Below are 20534 nucleotides of genomic sequence, written 5' to 3'. Positions count from 1 at the left end.
CGATGTCTTCCTGTCGACGAGAACAACAACGTGAACCTTGGAACGATGATTACCCGAAGTGCCCGCTACTGGCCGGACCACATCGCCGTGGCGGACAGCCAGACACGCGTCACATACGCCCAGCTGGAGCGCCGTAGCAACCGCTTGGCCTCAGCGCTGGGTACGCTGGGCGTGGGTGTCGGCGAGCATGTGGCCATTCTCGCCGCCAACCGCGTGGAGCTGGTCGAAGCGGAAGTGGCGCTGTACAAGGCGGCAATGGTCAAGGTGCCGATCAATGCGCGGCTGTCAGTGGATGAAGTGGTGCGGGTGCTGGAAGACTCCTGCAGCGTTGCACTGATCACCGATGCCAATTTTGCCCAGGCGCTGGCAGCGCGGCGTAGAGAGTTGCCGCTGCTGCGCCAGCTGATCGTGCTGGAAGGCGAGGGGGGTGACCTGGGTTATGCCGCGTTGCTTGAGCGCGGCAGTGAGGCACCGCTGGGCCTGGACCCGGCCGACGATGCGCTGGCCGTGCTGCATTACACCTCCGGCAGCTCTGGGGTGCTCAAGGCTGCGATGCTGTCGTTCGGCAACCGCAAGGCGCTGGTGCGCAAGAGCATTGCCAGCCCTACACGGCGCTCCGGGCCGGGCGACGTCATGGCCCACGTGGGGCCCATCACCCATGCCAGCGGTATGCAGATCATGCCGCTGCTGGCGGTGGGCGCCTGCAACCTGCTGCTCGACCGCTATGACGACCGCCTGTTGCTGGAGACCATTCAGCGCGAACGGGTGACGCGGCTGTTCCTGGTGCCGGCGATGATCAACCGCCTGGTCAATTACCCCGGCGTCGAACGCTTCGACCTGTCGAGCCTGAAGCTGGTCATGTACGGCGCCGCGCCGATGGCACCGGCCCTGGTGAAAAAGGCCATCGAACTGTTCGGGCCGATTCTCGCGCAAGGTTACGGCGCCGGTGAAACCTGTTCGCTGGTCACCGTCCTGACCGAGCAGGACCACTTGGTGGAAGACGGCGATTATCAACGCCTGGCCTCCTGCGGGCGGTGCTACTTCGAGACCGACCTGCGGGTGGTCAACGAGGCGTTCGAGGATGTGGCTCCGGGTGAAGTCGGCGAGATCGTGGTCAAGGGCCCGGACGTGATGCAGGGCTACTGGCGCGCCCCGGCGCTCACCGCCGAAGTGATGCGCGACGGTTATTACCTTACCGGCGACCTGGCGACGGTGGATGCCCAGGGGTATGTGTTCATCGTCGATCGCAAGAAGGAAATGATCATCTCCGGCGGTTTCAACGTGTACCCCAGCGAAGTGGAGCAGGTGATCTACGGCTTCCCCGAAGTGTTCGAGGTGGCGGTGGTCGGCGTGCCCGACGCGCAGTGGGGCGAAGCGGTGCGCGCGGTGGTCGTGCTCAAGCCCGGGGCGCAACTGGAGGCCGCCGAGCTGATCGAGCGCTGCGGCCGTGCGCTGGCCGGTTTCAAGAAGCCGCGCGGCGTCGACTTTGTCAGCGAACTGCCGAAAAACCCCAATGGCAAGGTGGTGCGCCGCCTGGTCCGGGACACCTACTGGCAACACAGCGAACGTCGTATCTGACCAGGGAGCATCACCATGTATCAACCCAGTGCAAAGGCTGCGCAGATCATCGAAGCGATCGAGGGTTTCGTCCGCGATCAGGTACGCCCGCTAGAGCAGCAGGCACAGCTGGACTGGGCGCGCCCGCACCCCCAGCCGGTGCTGCGGCAAGTGTGGAAACTTTCCAGCGAGCAGGGCCTGTACACCATCATGCTGCCCGAAAGCATGGGTGGGGCCGGCCTGAACGTGGCCGACCTGTGCGCGGTCAAGGAGGCCACGGTGCTGACAGGCTCCATGCTCGCCGCACACGTGTTGGGCGAGCTGTCGGGGCCGCCGCGGGTCGGCCACCTGTTCAAGGTGGCCAGCCCCTACCAGGTCGAGACCTTCCTCAAGCCGGTGTGCCGCGCTGAAAAGGCCGTGTGCTTTGCCCTGACCGAAGCCGAGGCCGGCTCCGATGCCACCGCCATTACTACCCAGGCCCGCCGCGACGGCGACCACTATGTGCTCAGCGGCACCAAGCGTTACATCTCTGGTGCCACCTACGCCGACCTGGCAGTGCTGCTGGCGGTGACCGGGCCGGGCAAGGGCGCACAGGGTATTTCGGCCTTCTTCGTCGACCTCAATGCCCTGGGTGTGCGAATTGACAGCGATTACTCGGTGATGTCCGGTGGCGGTGCCCATGGCGACATCGTGCTCGATCAGGTGCGCGTGCCGGCGGCCAACCTGATCGGGGAGGAGGGGCAGGGGTTCAAACTGGCCATGGGACGCATTACCCTCAACCGCTTGCTGCATTGCCCCACCCTGCTAGGGATGGCCGGCCTGGCCCTGGAGCTGTCTATCGAGCATGCACGCAGCCGCAAGCAGTTCGGCCAGCCAATCGCCATGTTCCAGGCGGTCAACCACATGATCGCCGACATGGCCACCGAGCTGCACGCTGCGCGCAGCATGGTCTACGCCACGGCCCAGGTGAACGACGCCGGGGGCGATATCCGCACCCAGGCGCCGATGTGCAAGCTGTTCGTCTCCGAGGCAGCCTTCCGCATCGCCGACAAGGCGGTGCAGGTGCACGGCGGCGCCGGGCTGATGCAGGGCCACCCGGTGGAGTGGATTTTCCGCGCCACGCGGATGATGCGTATCCTGACCGGCACCAGTGAGATTCAGCGCAACACCATCGCCAAAGGCGTGCTGATGCCTGCCTGAACGACGGGCCGCCCTTGCGGCGGCCTTTTTGCAACACCTCACAACAATAACAAGAGTACTCGCCATGACTGCGGATTCTTCCCTGCCCAACCCCCGTACCGCCTGGCTGGTGGCCGCGTTGCTGGCCCTGCTGATGCTGGTCAACTTTCTCGACAAGGTGGTGATCGGCCTGGTGGCGGTGCCGATGAGCGCCGAACTGGGCCTGACGGCCACCGAGTTCGGCTTGATCGGCGGCGCCTTGCATTGGTTTTTCGCGATCTCCGCCGTGGTCGGTGGCTTCATGGCCAACCGGCGCCCCACCCGCACCTTGCTGCTGGGCATGGGCCTGTTCTGGGCGCTGATCCAGCTGCCGATGTTGTTCGCCACCTCACTGTGGGCCATTGTCGCCTGCCGGGTGCTGCTGGGCATCGGGGAGGGGCCGGCATCGCCGGTCGCCACCCATGCACTGTACAAGTGGTTCCCCAACGACCGGCGCAACCTGCCGGTGGCCCTGCTGCATGCCGGCAGTGCCATGGGCCTTCTGGTGGCGGGGGCGATGATCCCCTGGGTCAGCCTGCATTACGGCTGGCGCACCAATTTCATCATCCTTGCGCTGATCGGTCTGGTCTGGTGCCTGCTGTGGTGGCGGCTGGGCCAGGAGGGCACCCTCGAGCGCCTGCGTGCCAGCCAGCTCAAGGCCGACGAACCGGCTATCCCCTATCGCAGGCTGCTGGGTGACCCCAGCGTGATGGGCAACTACCTGTGCCACTTCGCCGCCAACTGGTCGCTGGCCCTCACCCTGACCTGGGTGCCCAGTTACCTGCAGGTGGGCCTGGGTATCGACCCGCTGCAGACCGGGCGCATATTCATCATGTTCGTGGTCGTGACCACGCCGCTGAGCCTGCTGCTGGCCTGGTTCTCCCAGCGCCTGATGCGTCGCGGCGTGCCGTCACGGGTGGCTCGCGGCGTGTTCGTTTCGGTGTGCCTGATACTGGGCGGGCTGTTGTCGGCTTCGCTGATGCTGCCTGGCTTGAGCACGGCCGCAAGGGTCGCCGCGCTGACATTGAGTGGTGGCCTGGCGCTGGTGATGTATTCCGTGGGCCCGGCGATGCTCGCCGAGTTCACACCGGCGGCCCAGCGCGGCGGCATCCTCGCCATGGGCAACGGCATCGCCTCGCTGGCCGGGTTGGCAGCGCCGGTGGTGACCGGTTTGCTGGTACAAGGTGCGGGTAGCGAACACCCGGCGGGGTATGCCCAGGGCTTCCTGGTGTGCGGCGCGGTGCTGGTGGTGGCCGGGCTGGTGGGCCTGGCCACCTTGAACCCGCAGCGTACCCAGCAGCGCCTGCGCCTGTCGGCTGCAACTGGCGGGCAGGCGCGCGCTCAGACCGCCAGCTGAGCGCCGAGCCCCGACTCCAGCGGCTCGGCATCCTTGCCGATCAGTTCGCCCCGCCAGCGGCCGCTGCTGACCAGGTCGATCAGCACGCTGCGCACCAGGTCGCGCAGGCAACCGGCAGCGAACGACAGGGGTTTGTGCTGGGAGTGCGCCAAGGCGATGGTGCGGCTGATGCGCGGTTCGACGATGCGCCGCGCCGCCGTGGGTTCGAGCAGTACGCTCAGCGGCGGCCAGTTGCTGATGGTCGCCGCCAGGCCGGCGCGCACCAGGCTGGCGATGCCGGGCGCCGATTGCTGCTCGTAGGCTGCGGCCAGGGGTACGGCGGCTTCCATGGCGGCTTGCTCGATGCGTCGGCGCAGGTGCAGTGTCCTGGGCGGCAGCACCAGCCGGGTGGCGGCGGCTTCGGCGAGGGTGATGGTGTCGGGGGTGCCAGGGGCTGATGCGCCGACCCAGTACAGCGCTTCGGTGAAGATCGGCTCGGCCTCCACATGGTCGAGTTCCTCGGCATTGGGCACCACACCGAAGTCCACCTTGCCCAGCTCGATGGCCTGGCCGCCTTCACGGCTGAGGCCGTCCCATACGGTCAGCGTCACGCCGGGGAAGCGCTGTTCGGCGCGCATGACGATTTCTGGCAGCAGCAGGTCGGCGGCCGTGGCCGGGATGGAAATGGCCACGTGGCCCTTGGGGTCGCCGCGGCTGGATTTCAGCTCATCTTTCACCGAGTCGAGTTTCTGCACCACCTGCCGGGCCACTTCATAGAGCTGGCGCCCGGCATCGGTCAGGGCAATGCCATCGTGCTGGCGGTCGAGCAGCTGCATCTCCAGTTCACTTTCCAGCAAGCTGATCTGCCGGCTCAACGCCGGCTGGGCAATGTAGGCGCGACGTGAAGCGGAAGAGAAGCTGCCGGCTTCGACGATGGCGATCAGGTAGCGGAGCTGTTTCAGGGTCATCGGAGCGGTTCCAAGGGTATGCCGAACTGATATGGCACGTATCCGAACACGTTATTTGTGGGGTTCGAAGCGCGGCTCCTAGTATCACCCCGAAAGGGCGTGCCAAGGCAAGCCCGGCCCGGACACCACAACAACAAGAGGCCAAGCCCGATGAAACCATTTGCCCTGCTGCGCATCTTCCTGTTTGTCAACGCCAGCCTGCTGAGCCTGTACGCGGAGGCCATGCCACTGTCCGCAGACTTGACGCCGGTGGGGGCCGAACGCGGGCCCGGCAGCGACGGACGCATACCGGCCTGGAACGGCGGCCTGCAGGCGCGGCAAGTGTCGCTGGCGGTCAACGGCACCCCGCTGGACCCGTACGCCGATGAGCAGCCGCTGTATGTGATCACCGCCAGCAACTACACCCAGTACCGGGAGCAGCTGACGGCGGGGCAGGTGGCCTTGATGCAGCGTTACCCCCAGTCGTTTCGCCTGCCGGTGTATCCCTCCCATCGCAGTGTCGCGGTGCCGCCACCCGTGGGCGAGTGGGCCCGGCACAATGCGGCCAACGCCCGGCTGGTCAACGACGGCAACGGCGTGGAGGGCTTTGCCGGTGTAGTGGCATTCCCCAAGCCCGAGAATGGCCTGCAGGTGCTGTGGAACCACCTCACCCGACCGCGCAACGGCAGTTACCGCCTGGCTTCGGACAGCATCACCCCGCGTGGCGATGGCCGCTTCGCGACGATGAGCCTGCAACAGAACTTCGCCCGCCCCGACGTTCTGGAAGGCGGCCAAGCGGGCAACGTGCTGTATTACCTGAGTTACCGCATGACCGCGCCGTCGCGCCTGGCGGGCGATGCTGTGGTGCTGCACGAAACCCTCGATCAGGTGGCCCAGCCGCGTCTCTCGTGGCTGTACAGCAGCAGCCAGCGGCGGGTGCGGCGCGCCCCGGCGCTGGCCTATGACAGCATCACCCCGGGCACGGCCGGCCTGCGCACCGCCGACAGCCGCGACATGTTCAACGGCGCCCCGGACCTCTACCAGTGGACCTTGGTGGGCAAGAAGGCCCTGCATGTGCCGTACAACAGCTATCGCCTGGCTTCGCCCCTGCTCGGTTATGCCGCGCTGATCGGGCCGGGGCACGTCAACCCGCAAACCACCCGCTACGAGCTGCACCGGGTGTGGGAAGTGGTGGGTACCCTCAAGCCTGGGGCGAAGCATCTGTACGCCAGCCGCCGCTATTACCTGGACGAGGACAGCTGGGCCATCCTTGAGGCGGACTTCTTTGACCACAAGGGCCAGGTGTGGCGTACCGCCCAGGCCCACAGCTATTACCACGTGACCGGGCAGGCGCTGGTCAACGCTATGGAGGCGATCTACGACCTGCGCAGTGGCCGCTACCAGCTGTCTGGCCTGACCAACGAGCAGCCAAGGCCGTACGCCTTCGACGTGCGCACCAGTGCTTCCTACTTCTCCCCCGGCGCATTGCGCAGCCAAGGGCTGCGTTGACACAGGGCTCTCATGAATTCCGATCACCGTCATACCCTTTGGGAGCGCTGGTTGCTGGGGCAGGGCAAGGCGCCCGATCCGCGTTTTACCCTGGCCAATGAGCGCACCTTTCTTGCCTGGATCCGCACCGCCCTGGCCTTGCTCGGCGGCGCAATCGCCATCGAAACCTTCGCTGCCCATGCCTGGCCGCCATCTGGGCGCGTGGCGATGGAACTGGCGTTGCTGGCCACCAGTTTGCTGGTGAGCCTGGGCGCCGGCTGGCGCTGGTTGGCGGTGGAGCGCGCATTGCGCCGCGAGGCGCCGCTGCCGCTGCCGCGCCTGGTGCCGCTGCTGAGCGTGGCGTGCGGGCTTGCCTGCGTGGCGCTGGTCGGCGTGCTATGGGCGCGTTGGCATGGCGGATAGCACCAGGGATACTGGGCTGCAGGCCGAACGTACGGTGCTGGCCTGGCGGCGCACGCAGGTGTCGCTGCTGCTGGTAGCGTGCATCGCCTGGCGTGGCGAAATGTGGATGGTGGCCGGTATGGCGGCGCTGCTAGCGCTGCTGGGCCGGGCTCGTGAGCGCGGGGTATACCGCCGAGGGCTGGGCATGCTGCACCGCGAGCAGGGCCACGCGGCCGCCTGGAGCGTGCTGCTTTGTGCCCTGGGAGTGGCGGGCCTGGTGCTCAGCGTGTGGTTGCGCCGCTCGCTTTAGGGCGGCGCTGTGGGTGATTCAGGGGGTGACGATATTGAAGCGCCCGTCCGGCTCGTCCAGCCCTGCCATGAAGCGCATGAACTTCATGCGCTCGCCACTGATGTCGATATCACCCACGGTCGCTTCCTTGAGAAAGCCGGTCTGCTTCAGGGCGATGCGGTCCAGGGTAACCTTGCTCATTTTCACCTCGACATCCGCCTGCCCGTGGCGGGTGTGGTCGCGGTGGGTGAGCACGCCGTTGCGCAGGGTCAGGGCGTAGTCTTCGTTCAGGTCGGTGAAGTGCCAGTTGATGGTCAGGTCCTGTTCGGCGGCCTTGGCAGCATCCACGCGTACGCCCAGGTAATCGAAGAACAGCGTCGGGGTCAGGGCGCGTACCAGGTCGTCCGCGCTGCCGCCTTTGCTGGCGGCCGGCGCCACACCGTTGCGCAGCTCTTGCGCACCGGTCAGGTAGGCGTTGCGCCAGGTGGCGTTCTCGCTCTGGTAGCCCAGTTGCTCCAGGGCGTCGGCCTGCAGCTCGCGCGCTGCGCTGTTGTCGGGCTGGGCGAACACCAGGTGCCGGGTGAGCTCGGCAACCCAACGGTAATCACCGCTGCCGTAGGCCTCACGGGCCAGGGTCAGCACCCGCTCGGCGCCGCCCAGGGCCTTGACGTAATGCGTGCCGGCCTCGCTCGGCGGCAACGGGTTGAGGGTTGCCGGGTTGCCGTCGTAAAAGCCCATGTAGCGCTGATACACCGCCCGCACGTTGTGGCTGAGCGAGCCGTAGTAGTCGCGGCTGTACCATTTGCTGGCCAGCCGTGGCGGCAAGGTGGTCAGCTCGGCGGCGATCTCGGTGGGGCCAAGGCCGCGGTTGATCAGGCGCAGGGTCTGGCTGTCGATGAAGGCGTACATGTCGCGCTGATCAGCCAGGTAGTCGCGGATCGCCGCCCCGCCCCAGGTCGGCCAGTGGTGCTGGGCAAACACCACTTCGGCCTGCTCGCCATAGCGTAACAGCGACTGGTCGAGGTAGTGCGCCCACACCTTGGCATCGCGCACCTGGGCGCCGCGCAGGGTCAGCACGTTGTGCTGCACGTGGGAGGCGTTCTCGGCCATGCACAAGGCCTTGAACTGGGGGAACCACAGGTTCATTTCAGCAGGCGCTTCGGTGCCAGGGGTAAGCTGAAACTCGATGTCGACACCGTCGATGCGCAGGGTCTCGAAGGGCTGTTCGATCAGCCGGGTCGGGGCAATCAGGCTAACCGTGGCATTGGCCGGCACACCCTTGCCCAGGCCGGCATCCACCTGGCCGCGTGGCCCGCGTGGCAGTGGTGCGCCGTACATGTACTGCGCCCGGCGCTTCATTGCCGGCCCGGCCAGCACGTTTTCGCTGACGGCATGTTCGAAGAAGCCCTGCGGGGCGATGACCTGCACCTTGCCGGCCTTGACGTCGGCCTCGTCGATCACCCCACGCACACCCCCGAAATGATCGACGTGCGGGTGGGTATAGATCACCGCCACCACCGGCCGCTGCGGGCGATGGCGAAAGTACATGGCCAACCCGGCCCTGGCGGTTTCCACCGACAGCAGCGGGTCCATCACGATCAGGCCGTGCTCGCCTTCGATCAAGGTCATGTTGGCCAGGTCCAGGCCGCGCACCTGATAGATGCCTTCGCTGACCTTGAACAACCCGGCAAAGGTGTTGAGCTGGGCAATGCGCCACAGGCTCGGGTTGACCGTGGCCGGTGCCTCGCCTTTCAGGAAGGCATAGCGCTGCAGGTCCCAGACGGTTTTGCCGTTGGCATTGACCACGGGCTGCTCGACGGCTTCGAGCAGCCCGCGGCGCGCATTGTCGAAGTCGCTGCGGTCTTCGAAGGGCAGGTGCTGCAACCATTGCTGATTGCTCTGACGGGTGAGGTCGCTGGCGTCCTTGGCCGGCCCGTCGGCCAGCGCCGCGTAGGGCAGGGCGAGGGCCAGCAGGCAGGGCAGTGTGCGTAGGTGCATGGGGTGGTCCTTGTTGTTCTGAGGGCGAACACTCTAAGGACAGAGCTCACTGGCGAACCAATACCACTCTTGCATGGCCACCCATGCACAAATGCGATGGCTCAGCCGGCACCAATGTCCATGATGCGCGCCACCAGCCAGGCCAGTGCCGGGTCGTGCTGGCGATGGGCGAGGTACACCAGCTCCAGCTGGAAGGGCTCCAGGGCGAACGGCAGGTCCAATACCTGCAGCGGCAGCAGCCGGGCGAAATGGCGAGCCAGGGCGGTGGGCAGCACCACGCACAGGTCGGAGCTTGCGGCCAGGTGCGCGGCCTGCAGGTAATTGGGCGTGGTGTAGACGATGCGCCGGGCCAGGCCCTGTTCCCCCAGCCACTGGTCGACCATGCCACGGGTCTGGCCGCCGTGCACCCACAGGTGGCGCAGGGCGAGAAACGCCTGAAGGTCGAGGGTGCCATCCACATCGGGGTGGCCCTGGCGCACCGCCACTTGCAGGGTTTCGCTGCGCCAGTGGCGCCGCTCGTAGCGCGCGGGCACCTCATCGAAGCGCCCCAGCACCACGTCGAGTTCGCCGCGATCGAGGGCTTCGGCGGGCAGGTTGGGCGTCAGGTGCAGCACATCCACGCGCAAGTGCGGGGCCTGGGTTTGCAAGGTGGCCAGCAACCTTGGCATGCACAGCTGTTCGGCGAAGTCGGTGAGCGCGATACGCAGCTGGCGGTGGCTGAGCTGCGGGTCGAAGCTGTCGCCGGCGCCAAGGGTCTGTTCGATCTGTAGTAATGCCGCGCGAATCGGGCCTTCCAGGGCCAAGGCGCGTGGGGTGGGGCGCATGCGCCGGCCCACGCGCACCAGCAGCGGGTCGCCCAGCAGGTCGCGCAGGCGCGCCAGCGCATTGCTCACCGTCGGCTGGGTCAGCGCCAGGCGCTCGGCCGCGCGCGACACGTTCTGTTCACGCAGCAGCATGTCCAGGACGCGCAGCAGGTTGAGGTCGAAGTTGGCTATATTCATGCGAAAAATACATGGGATGGAAAATGAGAATTTCAAAAATAGTAGGCGCCTGACTAGGGTGAGGGCAATGCCTTCACACCTCGAATCAGGAGCGTCACCCGTGAGTACTCCCTACAACGTTCAGCAGGCGGCGGTGATCGGCGCCGGCACTATGGGCCGCGGCATCGTCATCAGCCTGGCCCGTGCAGGCCTTGCGGTGCTGTGGCTGGACAACGACCCCTGCGCCACCGAAGCCGGCCTGGCGATGATCGCGCAAACCTGGGCACAGCAGGTGGCCAAGGGTCGTATCGATCAGGCCGAGGCCGACGCTTGCCTGGCGCGGGTGCGCCAGGTAACGGCCTATGACGACCTCGCCGAAGCCGACCTGGTGATCGAAGCGGTGTACGAGAACCTGGCGCTCAAGCAGGCCATCTTCCGTACCCTGGACAGCACACTCAAGGCCGACGCCATCCTGGCCAGCAACACCTCGGCACTGGACATCGACGCGATCGCGGCCGTCACCCGCCGGCCCGAACAGGTGCTCGGGCTGCATTTCTTCAGCCCGGCCCATGTGATGAAGCTGTTGGAAGTGGTGCGCGGGGAGCGCACTTCGCCTGCGGTGCTCGAGGCGGCCCAGGTCCTTGGGCAGCGCATGGGCAAGGAAGTGGTGGTGGCCGGCAACTGCCCGGGCTTCATCGGCAACCGCATGCTCGCCAGCTATGTGGCCGAGGCGCGCAAGCTGCTGCTCGAAGGCGCCACGCCGCGGCAGGTGGATGAGGCGCTGCAGGCGTTCGGCATGGCCATGGGCCCGTTTCGCATGTACGACGTGGTCGGCATCGACCTGGAGTGGCGTGCGCGCCAGCTGGCCGGTAAAGACATGGATGCGCCGTTGATACAGGTCGACAATGCCCTGTGCGCGCTGGGGCGTTTCGGCCAGAAAAGCGGCCAGGGTTACTACCGTTATGCCCCCGGCAGTCGTGAAGCCGTGCACGACCCCGAGGTCGATGCGCTGGTGCTCAAGGTCGCTCAGGACCTTGGTGTGCACCGGCGCGCGGTCGACGACGCGGAAATCCACGAGCGCTGCCTGCTGGCGCTGGTCAACGAGGGCGCGAAAATTCTCGAGGAAACGGTGGCCAGCTGCAGCGCTGACATCGACCGGGTGTACCTGCATGGCTATGGCTTCCCGCACGAGGTCGGCGGGCCGATGCGCTGGGCCGACCAGCAGGGGCTGGGCTTGCTGCTGGCACGCCTGGAACGCTTGCAAGGCCTGTTCGGCGAGCACTGGCGCCCGGCCGGGTTGCTGATGCGCCTGGTGGCAGAGCGCAAACAGCTGGCCGACGTCCACGAGGGCCGCGCATGAACTACCGAGCCCCCCAGCGTGACATGCACTTCGTGCTGCACGAACTGTTCGATGTGACGGCGCACTGTGCCCGGCTGGGCAATGAGCTGGACCGCGAAACCATCGATGGCATTCTTGAGCAGGGTGCACGCTTTGCCAGCGAGGTGGTTGCGCCGCTCAACCGCCAGGGCGATGAACAGGGCTGCCGCCTGGAGCAAGGCAACGTGCGTACACCGGATGGCTTTCGCCAGGCTTACCGGCAGTATGTGGAGCAGGGCTGGGGTGGCATGACCGGCCCGCTGGAACATGACGGCCAGGGCCTGCCGCAAATGGTTTCGGCCTGCTTTCACGAAATGCTGATGGGCGCGTCGCTGTCGTTTCGGATCTATTCCGGCCTGACCGAGGGCGCCGTGCTGGCCTTGCACCGGCATGGCAGCGCAGCGCTCAAGCGCGATTACCTGGGCAAGCTGGTCAGCGGCGAATGGGCCGGCACCATGTGCCTGACCGAGCCGCAGGCCGGTACCGACCTGGCGCTGCTGCGTACCCGTGCCGAGCCGCAGGGCGATGGCAGCTACCGCATCAGCGGCAGCAAGATCTTCATCAGCGGCGGCGACCAGGACCTTACCGACAACATCGTCCACCTGGTGCTGGCGCGCCTGGCGGATGCGCCGGCCGGTGTGCGTGGCATCAGCCTGTTCCTGGTGCCCAAGTTCGAATGCATCGAAGGCGGAGGGCTGGGCCCGCGCAATGCGGTCGAATGCGGCGCGCTCGAGCACAAGATGGGCATCAAGGGCGCGGCGACCTGCGTGATGAATTTCGATGGCGCTCGTGGCTGGCTGGTGGGGGAGGCCAATCAGGGCCTGGCGTGCATGTTCACCATGATGAACGATGCGCGCTTCCAGGTCGGCCTGCAGGGGTTGGGCATCGCCGAGGCGGCCTTCCAGGGTGGCCTGGCCTATGCCCGCGAGCGCTTGCAGTCGCGCAGCCTGGCAGGGCCGGTGGCGCCCGAACGCAGTGCCGACCCGATCATCTGCCACCCTGACGTGCGGCGCATGCTGCTTACCCAGAAAACCCTCAGCGAAGGCTGCCGCATGCTGGCGGCCTTTGTTGCCCAAACGCTGGACCTGGAGCACGGCGCCTTGCAGCCTGAAGTGCAGGCGGCCGCCGGGCGCCGGGCGGCGTTGCTGATCCCCATCGTCAAGGCCTTCCTCACCGATGTCGGCCAGGAGACTGCCAGCCTGGGCGTGCAGCTGTACGGCGGGCATGGCTACATCCGCGAATGGGGCATGGAGCAACTCATGCGCGACAGCCGCATCACCCAGCTATACGAGGGCACCAACGGCATCCAGGCGTTGGACCTGATTCGCCGCAAGCTGCTTGGCGACGGTGGCGAGCAGCTGCGCCTGCTGATCGATGAGTTGCTTGAAGCGGCACGCAACTGCCGTGCAGACGCGCTGGCCGGGATGGCCCAGGCGGTTGCTCAGCGCCTGCAGGAATGGCGCAACCTGAGCGCCGAGGTGCTCGACGCCTGCCGCTGCGACCCGCAGGAAATCGGCGCGGTATCGGTGGATTTTCTCGCCTATTCGGGCTACGTGCTGCTGGCCGCATTGTGGCTGCGGGCTGCCGAAACCGCCAGCGCGGCCTTGGCCGCAGGCAGCCAGGACAACGCCTTCTACCAGGCCAAATTGCAGGCTGCAGCTTTTTACTGGCGGCGGGTGTTGCCGCGCGCGAGCGCCCATTGCGAGGCCTTGCGCGGCGGCGCGCAGTGCCTGATGAGCCTGGATGAAGCGCACTTCGCCTTTTGACATGGCCCAGCTGTTCACCCACAAGAACAAGAGGAACATGAGCATGCAGCCTTTCAGTTTTGCCACCACTCCCCATCTGTTGTGCGAACCCGGTGCCGCCGGGCGTCTGGCGCAGTTGTGCCAGCAACGCAGCGTGCGCCGCGTGCTGATCGTGACCGACCCGGGTATCGTCAACCTGGGCATGCTCGATGACTTGCTGCCAGGGTTCACCCAGGCCCGCCTGAGCGTGGCGATCTTCAGCGAGGTCAGCGCCGACCCCAGCCATGCCTGCGTGCTGTCGGCCGTCGCTCGGGCGCGGCATATCGGCGCCGAGCTGATCGTCGGCTTCGGTGGCGGCAGCTCCATGGATGTCGCCAAGCTGGTGGCGCTGCTGGCGCACCCGGCCTGTGATCAGACCCTGGAGGCGGTCTACGGCATCGACCAGGCCAAAGGCCAGCGCCTGCCGCTGATCCAGGTGCCGACCACCGCCGGGACGGGGTCGGAGGTCACACCCGTGGCCGTGGTCACCACCGGCGAGGCGGCCAAGATGGCGGTGATTTCCCCCCTGTTGCTGCCCGACCTGGCGTTGCTCGACGCCGAGCGCACCCTGGGCCTGCCCCCGGCGATCACCGCCGCTACAGGGATCGATGCCATGGTCCATGCCATCGAGGCCACCACCAGCCAGTACAAGCGCAACCCGCTGTCCAGCCTGTTGGCCCGTGAGGCGCTGGCGCTGCTGGCCGGCAACCTCGACCAGGCGGTGCACAACGGTGGCAACCTGGCGGCGCGCCAGGCCATGCTGCTGGGCGCCTGCCTGGCCGGGCAGGCGTTTGCCAACGCGCCAGTGGCGGCGGTGCATGCGCTGGCCTACCCGTTGGGTGCGCGTTACCACGTGCCGCACGGGCTGGCCAATGCGCTGGTGCTGCCCCACGTGATGCGCTTCAACCGTCGCGAAGCGTTCGCCGACTATGCCGCGCTGGCCCCGGCACTGCTGGGCGATCGGCTGGTGCCTGGCGACCCGCATGATCTGTGTAACCAGTTCATCGATGAGCTGGAGCAGCTGGCGCCACGCTGCGGCCTGCCCAGCCGGCTGCGAGATGTCGGGGTGCCGCGGCACAGCCTGCCATTGCTGGCCGAGGATGCCCTGCAACAGCAACGGTTGCTGGTCAACAACCCGCGCAAGGTCACCCTCGACGACGCATTGGCCCTCTATCAGGCGGCGTTTTGAACATGGCCAGGGAACGCCCGCTGCGCGGCGCCTACCGCTACTTCCAGCCGATCACCACGCGCTGGCACGACAACGACCTGTATGGGCATGTGAACAACGTCGTTTATTACGGGTTTTTCGACAGTGCCGTGAATACCTGGCTGATCGAGCACGCCGGCCTTGATATCCACCACGACCCGGTGGTGGCCTACGTGGCCGGGTCTGCCTGCGACTATTTTGCCGCCGTCGCCTTCCCGCAACGCATCGAGGTGGGCATCGCCGTCGAACGGTTGGGCAACAGTTCGGTGCACTACGCCCTGGCCGTGTTCGTCGAGGGCGAGCCCGAGGCCTGCGCCGCTGGCCGTTTCACTCATGTGTTCGTCGATCGCCTGAACAACCGCCCGGTCACTATTCCCGCCAAATTGCGCAGCGCCTACGAAAGCCTGCTGCCGGTGTAACTGCCCAAGGAGAGCCGTTTCATGCAAGACGCCGTCATCGTATCCACCGCGCGCACGCCCATCGCCAAGGCTTGGCGCGGCGCGTTCAACGACCTCACCACCCCCAGCATGAGCGCCATTGCCATCCGCGCCGCCGTCGAGCGCGCCGGCGTGGAACCGGACGAAGTCGAGGACCTGGTGCTGGGCACCGCCATGCAAAGCGGGACCGCCGCCATCAACCCGGCGCGCTTGTCGGCCCTGGCGGCTGGCTTGCCGCAGTCGGTGGCCGGGCAGACCATCGACCGCCAATGCGCTTCAGGGCTGATGGCCATTGCCATCGGCGCTCAGCAGATCCGCGGCGAGGGCATGCAGGTGGTGGTCGGGGCCGGGCAGGAGCAGATCAGCCTGGTGCAGCACGCGCACATGCAGGCTGCCAATGCTGCCCAGGACGCCACGGTGCGGCGCCTGTGCGAGCACGCCTACATGCCCATGCTGCACACGGCCGAGCACGTCGCCAAACGCTATGGTATCGACCGCCACGCCCAGGACCGTTACGCCTTGCTGTCGCAGCAGCGCACAGCGGCAGCGCAGGCGGCCGGGCTGTTCGCTGATGAAATCGTGGCAGTCACGGCGCAGCGCAAGGTCGTCGACAAGGCCACTGGCGTCCAGTCCCACGAGCGCGTGCACCTGAGCCAGGACGAAGGTAACCGCCCGCACACCCGGCTGGCGGACCTTGAGGCACTGCAACCGGTGATCGAGGGCGGCTGCGTGACTGCGGGCAATGCCAGCCAGTTGTCCGATGGTGCCAGCGCCTGTGTGCTGATGAGCGGTGCCCGGGCGGCACGCGCAGGCTGCCAGCCGCTGGGGCTGTACCGGGGCATGGCGGTGGTGGGCCTGGCCCCGGAGGAAATGGGCATCGGCCCGGTGCTGGCGATACCGCGCCTGTTGGCGCGCCACGCGTTGCGGATCGAGGACATCGGCTTGTGGGAGATCAACGAGGCATTCGCCTGCCAGGTGCTCTATTGCGCCGAACACCTGGGCATCGACCCGGCGCGGCTCAATGTCAACGGGGGCGCCATCGCCATCGGCCACCCCTATGGCATGAGCGGTGCGCGCATGGTCGGGCATGCGTTGCTCGAAGGCCGCCGGCGCAAGGTTCGCTACGTGGTGGTGAGCATGTGCGTGGGCGGGGGGATGGGCGCGGCAGGCTTGTTCGAAGTGCTCTGAAGCACCGCCTTGGAGCCATAACGAACCGGCATGGCATTGATCCGAAGACGCTATTTGTGAGCGTAATCAAACCTGCCTGATACTGCTCGTCACCGACACCGCCGGCCTGGGCGGCCGGCGCGTCCGCGCTGAACCCATCATTTCCCTCTCTAATAAAACAACAAGAGGTTAAGAGTGAGCGCAACCCTCCTATTCTGCCGGCGCCAGGCGCCGCTGGCGGCCCTGTGCTGCCTGCTCGCCACCCCGGTTGCGGGCGTTCAATTCAACGTTGGCTCGCTGCAAGGGCGTTTCGACTCGGCGCTGTCATTGAGTACCGCCGTCAGCACTGCCAACCCCGACAAACAGCAGTTGCAGGCTGCCAATGGCAACGACGCGCGGCGCAACTACCGCTCGGGCGATGTGTTTTCGGCGATGTTCAAAGGCACCCATGACCTGGAGCTGCACCGCGATAACGTGGGTGTCTTCCTGCGTGGCACCTACTGGTATGACACCGCGCAGCGCGACCACAGCCAGCGGGCCGTCGACATCGACGACCGCAACCGCCAGGTTTCGGCGAAAACCGCCGGGGCGGAGCTGCTCGATGCGTTCGCCTATGGCCTCTACGACATTGGCGGTGAGCCCGGTTCGCTGCGGGTGGGCAAACAGGTGGTCAACTGGGGGGAAAGCCTGTTCATCCAGGGCGGGCTGAACGTGATCAACCCCTTCAACCAGGCTGCGCTGCGCCGGCCAGGCTCGGAAGTGAAAGACGCCCTGGCGCCGGTCAACCTGCTGTATGTCACGCAGAACCTCAACCAGGCGCTGTCTTTCGATGCCTTCTACCAGCTGGACTGGGAGCAGACCCGACTGGAAAACTGCGCAACGTTCTTTTCCGCCAACGACTTCATGCCCGAAGGCTGCCAGGGGCTGGATGTCGGCGGGCAGATGGTGACCAACCCGGCTGTGTCGCCGGCCCTGGCCCCGTTTGGTGTGACGCTGACGGAGGAGGGCGTGCGCGTGCCTCGGGGCGCCGACCAGGATGCACGCAACGGTGGCCAATGGGGTTTTTCGCTGCACTGGTACGTTGAACCACTGGATACCGAGTTTGGCCTTTTCGCCGCCAATTACCACAGCCGCTCGCCGTACCTGGGTACTGTCAGCAGCCGCTATTACGCCAATTCGGGCTTTGCCCGTGAACTGTGCGGCAACGTCGGTGTGGCGCTGGCCAATTGCGGTGCCTTTCTGGCGTCCAGCAACGGGCAGACCCTGGCCGGCGCGCTGCGCATGGGCACCTCGCAGTACCGGGCGCAATACCCCGAAGACATCCGCCTGTACGGCCTGACCTTCGCCACCACTCTGCGCAACGGTGCCGCCGTGCAGGGCGAACTGAGCTACCGGCCGAACATGCCGGTGCAGCTCAACGGCAACGATCTGCTGCAGTCATTGCTCAATGCCCCTGGCCGCAGCCCGCTCAACGCCGACGGCCTGCGCCCTGCGACAGACAACACACCCTTCGACGGTTACCGGCGCAAGGAGGTGACCCAGGCCCAGATATCGGCCGTGCAGGCGTTCAGCCAGGTCATGGGCGCTAACCAGCTTCTGCTGATGGGCGAAGTGGGCGCCACCTATGTCGGCGGGCTGGAGGGGCGTTTCGGGCCGCGGTATGGCCGCTCCGGTGCCTATGGCAACGGCGAGCTGGCCGACAACAGCCTGTGCCTGGCGATCTCGAAAAGCCCGGGCGACTGCAACGACGAGGGCTTTGTCACACCCTTTTCCTGGGGCTACCGCCTGCGCGCGACCTGGAGCTACCCCAACCTGATCCAAGGCCTGGACATTCGCCCAGGCCTGGCCTGGGCCCATGACGTCAAGGGTTACTCACCGGCGGACAGCTCGGGCTTCAACGAAGGCTCGCGCTCGATCAGCGTGGGCGTGGACCTCAGCCTGGCCAGCCAGTACTGGGCCAGCCTGGCCTATACCGATTACCTCGACGGCGATTACGGCACCCGCGGCGACCGCGATTATGTGGCGTTCAGCGTGGGCGCCAACTTCTAGTGCAACCAAGGAGCACGACCATGTCCAAGCGCAGCATGCACCCTTCATCCGCCAACCTGACGGGTATCGCCCTGGTGCTGGCCGGTGCCCTGGCCCCAACCCTGGCGGTCGGTGCACCGACCGGGCAAGGTGTGATGGAGGGGTTCCCTCCGGCGCCGGAGTTGCGGGTCAACCAGGCCAACGCCTTTCAGCCACCGTACTTGCGCTGGTCGATGCGCCACGCCCGCGAGGTGTCACCCACCCGGAGTATCGGCCGCGCAGCCACACCGCTGGCGTTGACCGAAGGCCGCGCGGCGGCGCTTGACCAACTGGCCTTCAGCGCCGGCGACCAGCCGTTGACCTTGGCCGGCTACCTGCAGCAAACCAGCACCGACGGGCTGATCGTGCTCCACCGGGGCAAGGTGGTGTTCGAGCGTTATATGGACGGCTTCCAACCCGGTCAGCCCCACATCTGGGCGTCGATGACCAAGTCTGTCACCGGCCTGATCGCCGCACAGCTGATCGCTGAAGGTGCGCTCGACCCGCAACGTACGCTGGCGCATTACGTGCCGGAACTGCGCGGCACGCCGTTTGGCGAGGCGACGGTGCAGGCCAACCTGGATATGCAGGTGGCGGTGCAGTACCCCGCGCAGATGCCGCCGGACCTCGGCCTGTTTGCCGCCACCGGCCTGATCCCGCGGGGCGAGGGCATGCCAGGGGATATCTACAGCTTCCTGCGGCAGGTACTGCAGGCGCCGAACCCCGCTGGCCAGGCGCCGTTCTTCTACCAGAACGGATCGCCGGAAGCGCTGGCCTGGGCGTTGCGGCGTATCACCGGGCTGAACTGGGCGCAGTTGGTCGAGCAGCGTTTGTGGTCACGCTTCGCCGAGGACGATGCCTATGTGCAAGTCGACCCGCTCGGTACCGAAATGGCCAGCGGCGGCATCAGCTGCAACTTGCGCGACACCGCCCGCTTTGCCGAACTGGTACGCCGCGAACTGGCCCGCGATGCCAAGGGCGACAGTTTCAACCAGGCGGTGCACAGCACTTTCCAGCCTGCGGACCCGGCAGTGTTCGCCCAAGGCAGCCTCGGCCCTGGGCGCCCTGGCTACGGCTACCGCAATTACTGGTACCAAAAAAATGACGGTGAAGGTTCCGTCGAGGCCAGCGGGCGCTTCGGGCAGAAAATCTACATCAACCCCCGTCGCGAACTGGTGATCGTCAAGCTCTCGGCCACCGCCGACCAGGGCCGTCGCGCCACGCGTGCTGACGGCGAGGCAAACGCCCCCGCGCGCATCGTGGACTCGCCGGCTACGTTCAATCGCATGGTGGGTGCGGTGTTGGCGGCACTGCCGGGTTGATTTGCAACAGCTGATCCAAAGCTCTGTAGTCAGTACCGGCCTCATCGCCGGCAAGCCGGCTCCCACAGGAATATCGCCAGCCTTCAGGCATGCGCTGTACCTGTGGGAGCCGCGCTTGCCGGCGATGGGCCGCGACGCGGCCCCGGTTACAGATGTCCGCCAAGGGGCGTGACCGGCAGCGTTCGACCCTTGGCGGACGTTCAGCCCATGCGCCGCCCTTGCAGGGTAATGCGTGCATTCCACCCGGCGTTCCGTGGTCACAAACGCCCTAGGCTGTTCGACTTCAGATTCCATTCAGATTCGACCCCGATAATCCCTCCGTCGAACCCAAACCGGGGGGAGTTTCATGACCCAGCCTCACTGGAGCAATCTGCTCCCGCTACCCATCGGCAGCCATGCCGACCATCACGCTCACCTGACGCTCCATGTGGCAGGTGATCCTGCACGTGAAGACTTGCAGCATTTCATCCACCAGTGCTTTGCCAGCGTGCATCAGGCAGATGTGCAGCATTACTTGCCAGAGCTGCTGGCCTTACATGACAGCCATAGTCGACTGATCGCCGCCGCCGGCATGCGACCGGCGAGTGAAGGTCCGCTGTTCCTTGAGCGATATCTGGATGAGCCAATAGAGGCTGCCATCTCTCGGGTTGCAGGCGTTTCTCGGGACCGAGCATGCATGGTTGAGGTGGGCAACCTGGCGTCACTCAGCGCCGGCAGCGCGCGGATCATGATCATTGCCGTGACGTGGCTGTTAGCTATGCGCGGTCTTGAGTGGGTCACATTCACAGGCGCGGCGACGCTGATCAACAGTTTCCGGCGGCTGGGACTGATGCCCACGGTATTGGCCGCGGCCGACCCAGAACGTCTACAGGGCCAGATGGACCAATGGGGTAGCTACTACGATCAACGTCCTCAGGTATTCGCCGGCAGCATCGGCGTTGGCTTCGATGCCCTGAC

Annotated in this window: 17 protein-coding genes; 14 read left to right on the top strand and 3 right to left on the bottom strand. The window is 66.3% G+C overall.

Features of this window, described 5'->3' with window-relative positions:
- The first annotated feature begins 30 nt into the window (after positions 1–30).
- From HP546_RS06635 to HP546_RS06625, 3 genes are all read left to right on the top strand, one after another.
- A complete protein-coding gene (locus HP546_RS06635; RefSeq protein WP_172221419.1) occupies positions 31–1578 on the top strand; it encodes an AMP-binding protein in 1548 nt (515 codons plus the stop codon).
- A gap of 15 nt (positions 1579–1593) precedes the next feature.
- A complete protein-coding gene (locus HP546_RS06630) occupies positions 1594–2757 on the top strand; it encodes an acyl-CoA dehydrogenase family protein (protein ID WP_172221417.1) in 1164 nt (387 codons plus the stop codon).
- 64 nt (positions 2758–2821) lie between these two features.
- Positions 2822–4132, top strand: coding sequence for an MFS transporter (locus HP546_RS06625; protein ID WP_172221414.1), 1311 nt, complete (start codon positions 2822–2824; stop codon positions 4130–4132).
- Here the strand turns inward: HP546_RS06625 and HP546_RS06620 are convergent.
- Entirely contained in the window at positions 4117–5079 is a 963-nt protein-coding gene (locus tag HP546_RS06620) for a LysR family transcriptional regulator (protein WP_172221411.1), read from the bottom strand. The genes HP546_RS06625 and HP546_RS06620 overlap by 16 nt on opposite strands.
- A gap of 150 nt (positions 5080–5229) precedes the next feature.
- Between HP546_RS06620 and HP546_RS06615 the strand changes: the two genes are divergently transcribed.
- The 3 genes from HP546_RS06615 to HP546_RS06605 are packed head-to-tail and all read left to right on the top strand — an operon-like array spanning position 5230 to position 7258.
- On the top strand, positions 5230–6567 hold the full coding sequence (locus HP546_RS06615) for a DUF1329 domain-containing protein (protein WP_172221408.1): 1338 nt from the start codon (positions 5230–5232) through the stop codon (positions 6565–6567).
- 12 nt (positions 6568–6579) lie between these two features.
- On the top strand, positions 6580–6969 hold the full coding sequence (locus HP546_RS06610) for a YidH family protein (RefSeq protein WP_172221405.1): 390 nt from the start codon (positions 6580–6582) through the stop codon (positions 6967–6969).
- The gene (locus HP546_RS06605) at positions 6959–7258 is read left to right on the top strand and encodes a DUF202 domain-containing protein (protein ID WP_172221402.1); all 300 of its coding nucleotides are present in this window, start codon (positions 6959–6961) and stop codon (positions 7256–7258) included. The genes HP546_RS06610 and HP546_RS06605 overlap by 11 nt, the downstream gene beginning before the upstream one ends.
- Positions 7259–7276: 18 nt before the next feature.
- Here HP546_RS06605 and HP546_RS06600 read toward each other — a convergent pair whose 3' ends face one another.
- Together HP546_RS06600 and HP546_RS06595 are read right to left on the bottom strand one after the other, a co-directional pair.
- Positions 7277–9235 carry an alkyl/aryl-sulfatase gene (locus tag HP546_RS06600; RefSeq protein ID WP_172221399.1) on the bottom strand — a complete coding sequence of 653 codons (1959 nt, stop codon included), beginning with the start codon at positions 9233–9235 and terminating at the stop codon, positions 7277–7279.
- A gap of 101 nt (positions 9236–9336) precedes the next feature.
- Positions 9337–10236, bottom strand: a complete 900-nt coding sequence (locus HP546_RS06595; protein WP_172221396.1) for a LysR family transcriptional regulator — start codon at positions 10234–10236, stop codon at positions 9337–9339.
- Between the two features lie 100 nt (positions 10237–10336).
- On the opposite strand from HP546_RS06595, the gene HP546_RS06590 reads away from it, so the two are divergent.
- The 8 genes from HP546_RS06590 to HP546_RS06555 form a co-directional block, all read left to right on the top strand.
- Positions 10337–11575: a 3-hydroxyacyl-CoA dehydrogenase NAD-binding domain-containing protein gene (locus HP546_RS06590; RefSeq protein ID WP_172221393.1), complete on the top strand. Its 1239-nt coding sequence runs from the start codon at positions 10337–10339 to the stop codon at positions 11573–11575.
- A complete protein-coding gene (locus HP546_RS06585) occupies positions 11572–13359 on the top strand; it encodes an acyl-CoA dehydrogenase C-terminal domain-containing protein (protein ID WP_172221390.1) in 1788 nt (595 codons plus the stop codon). Before HP546_RS06590 ends, HP546_RS06585 begins: the two co-directional genes overlap by 4 nt.
- Before the next feature lie 43 nt (positions 13360–13402).
- Complete coding sequence (locus HP546_RS06580; protein ID WP_172221387.1) at positions 13403–14566, top strand: iron-containing alcohol dehydrogenase; 1164 nt, start codon at positions 13403–13405, stop codon at positions 14564–14566.
- 2 nt (positions 14567–14568) lie between these two features.
- Positions 14569–15003 (top strand): thioesterase family protein, encoded by a 435-nt coding sequence (locus HP546_RS06575; RefSeq protein ID WP_172221384.1) that lies wholly within the window; start codon positions 14569–14571, stop codon positions 15001–15003.
- A gap of 21 nt (positions 15004–15024) precedes the next feature.
- Positions 15025–16209 carry an acetyl-CoA C-acyltransferase gene (locus tag HP546_RS06570; RefSeq protein ID WP_172221381.1) on the top strand — a complete coding sequence of 395 codons (1185 nt, stop codon included), beginning with the start codon at positions 15025–15027 and terminating at the stop codon, positions 16207–16209.
- Positions 16210–16383: 174 nt separating this feature from the next.
- On the top strand, positions 16384–18237 hold the full coding sequence (locus HP546_RS06565) for a DUF1302 domain-containing protein (RefSeq protein WP_172221378.1): 1854 nt from the start codon (positions 16384–16386) through the stop codon (positions 18235–18237).
- 20 nt (positions 18238–18257) lie between these two features.
- Positions 18258–19577 (top strand): serine hydrolase, encoded by a 1320-nt coding sequence (locus HP546_RS06560; RefSeq protein WP_172221375.1) that lies wholly within the window; start codon positions 18258–18260, stop codon positions 19575–19577.
- A 346-nt stretch (positions 19578–19923) separates the two neighbouring features.
- Positions 19924–20534, top strand: a 611-nt coding sequence (locus tag HP546_RS06555) for a thermostable hemolysin (protein ID WP_172221372.1), incomplete at its 3' end; no start/stop codon positions are given.

The organism is Pseudomonas sp. CM25, from assembly GCF_013179705.1.
Taxonomy (GTDB): Bacteria; Pseudomonadota; Gammaproteobacteria; order Pseudomonadales; family Pseudomonadaceae; genus Aquipseudomonas.
This window is presented reverse-complemented; position numbering and strand designations above follow the sequence as displayed.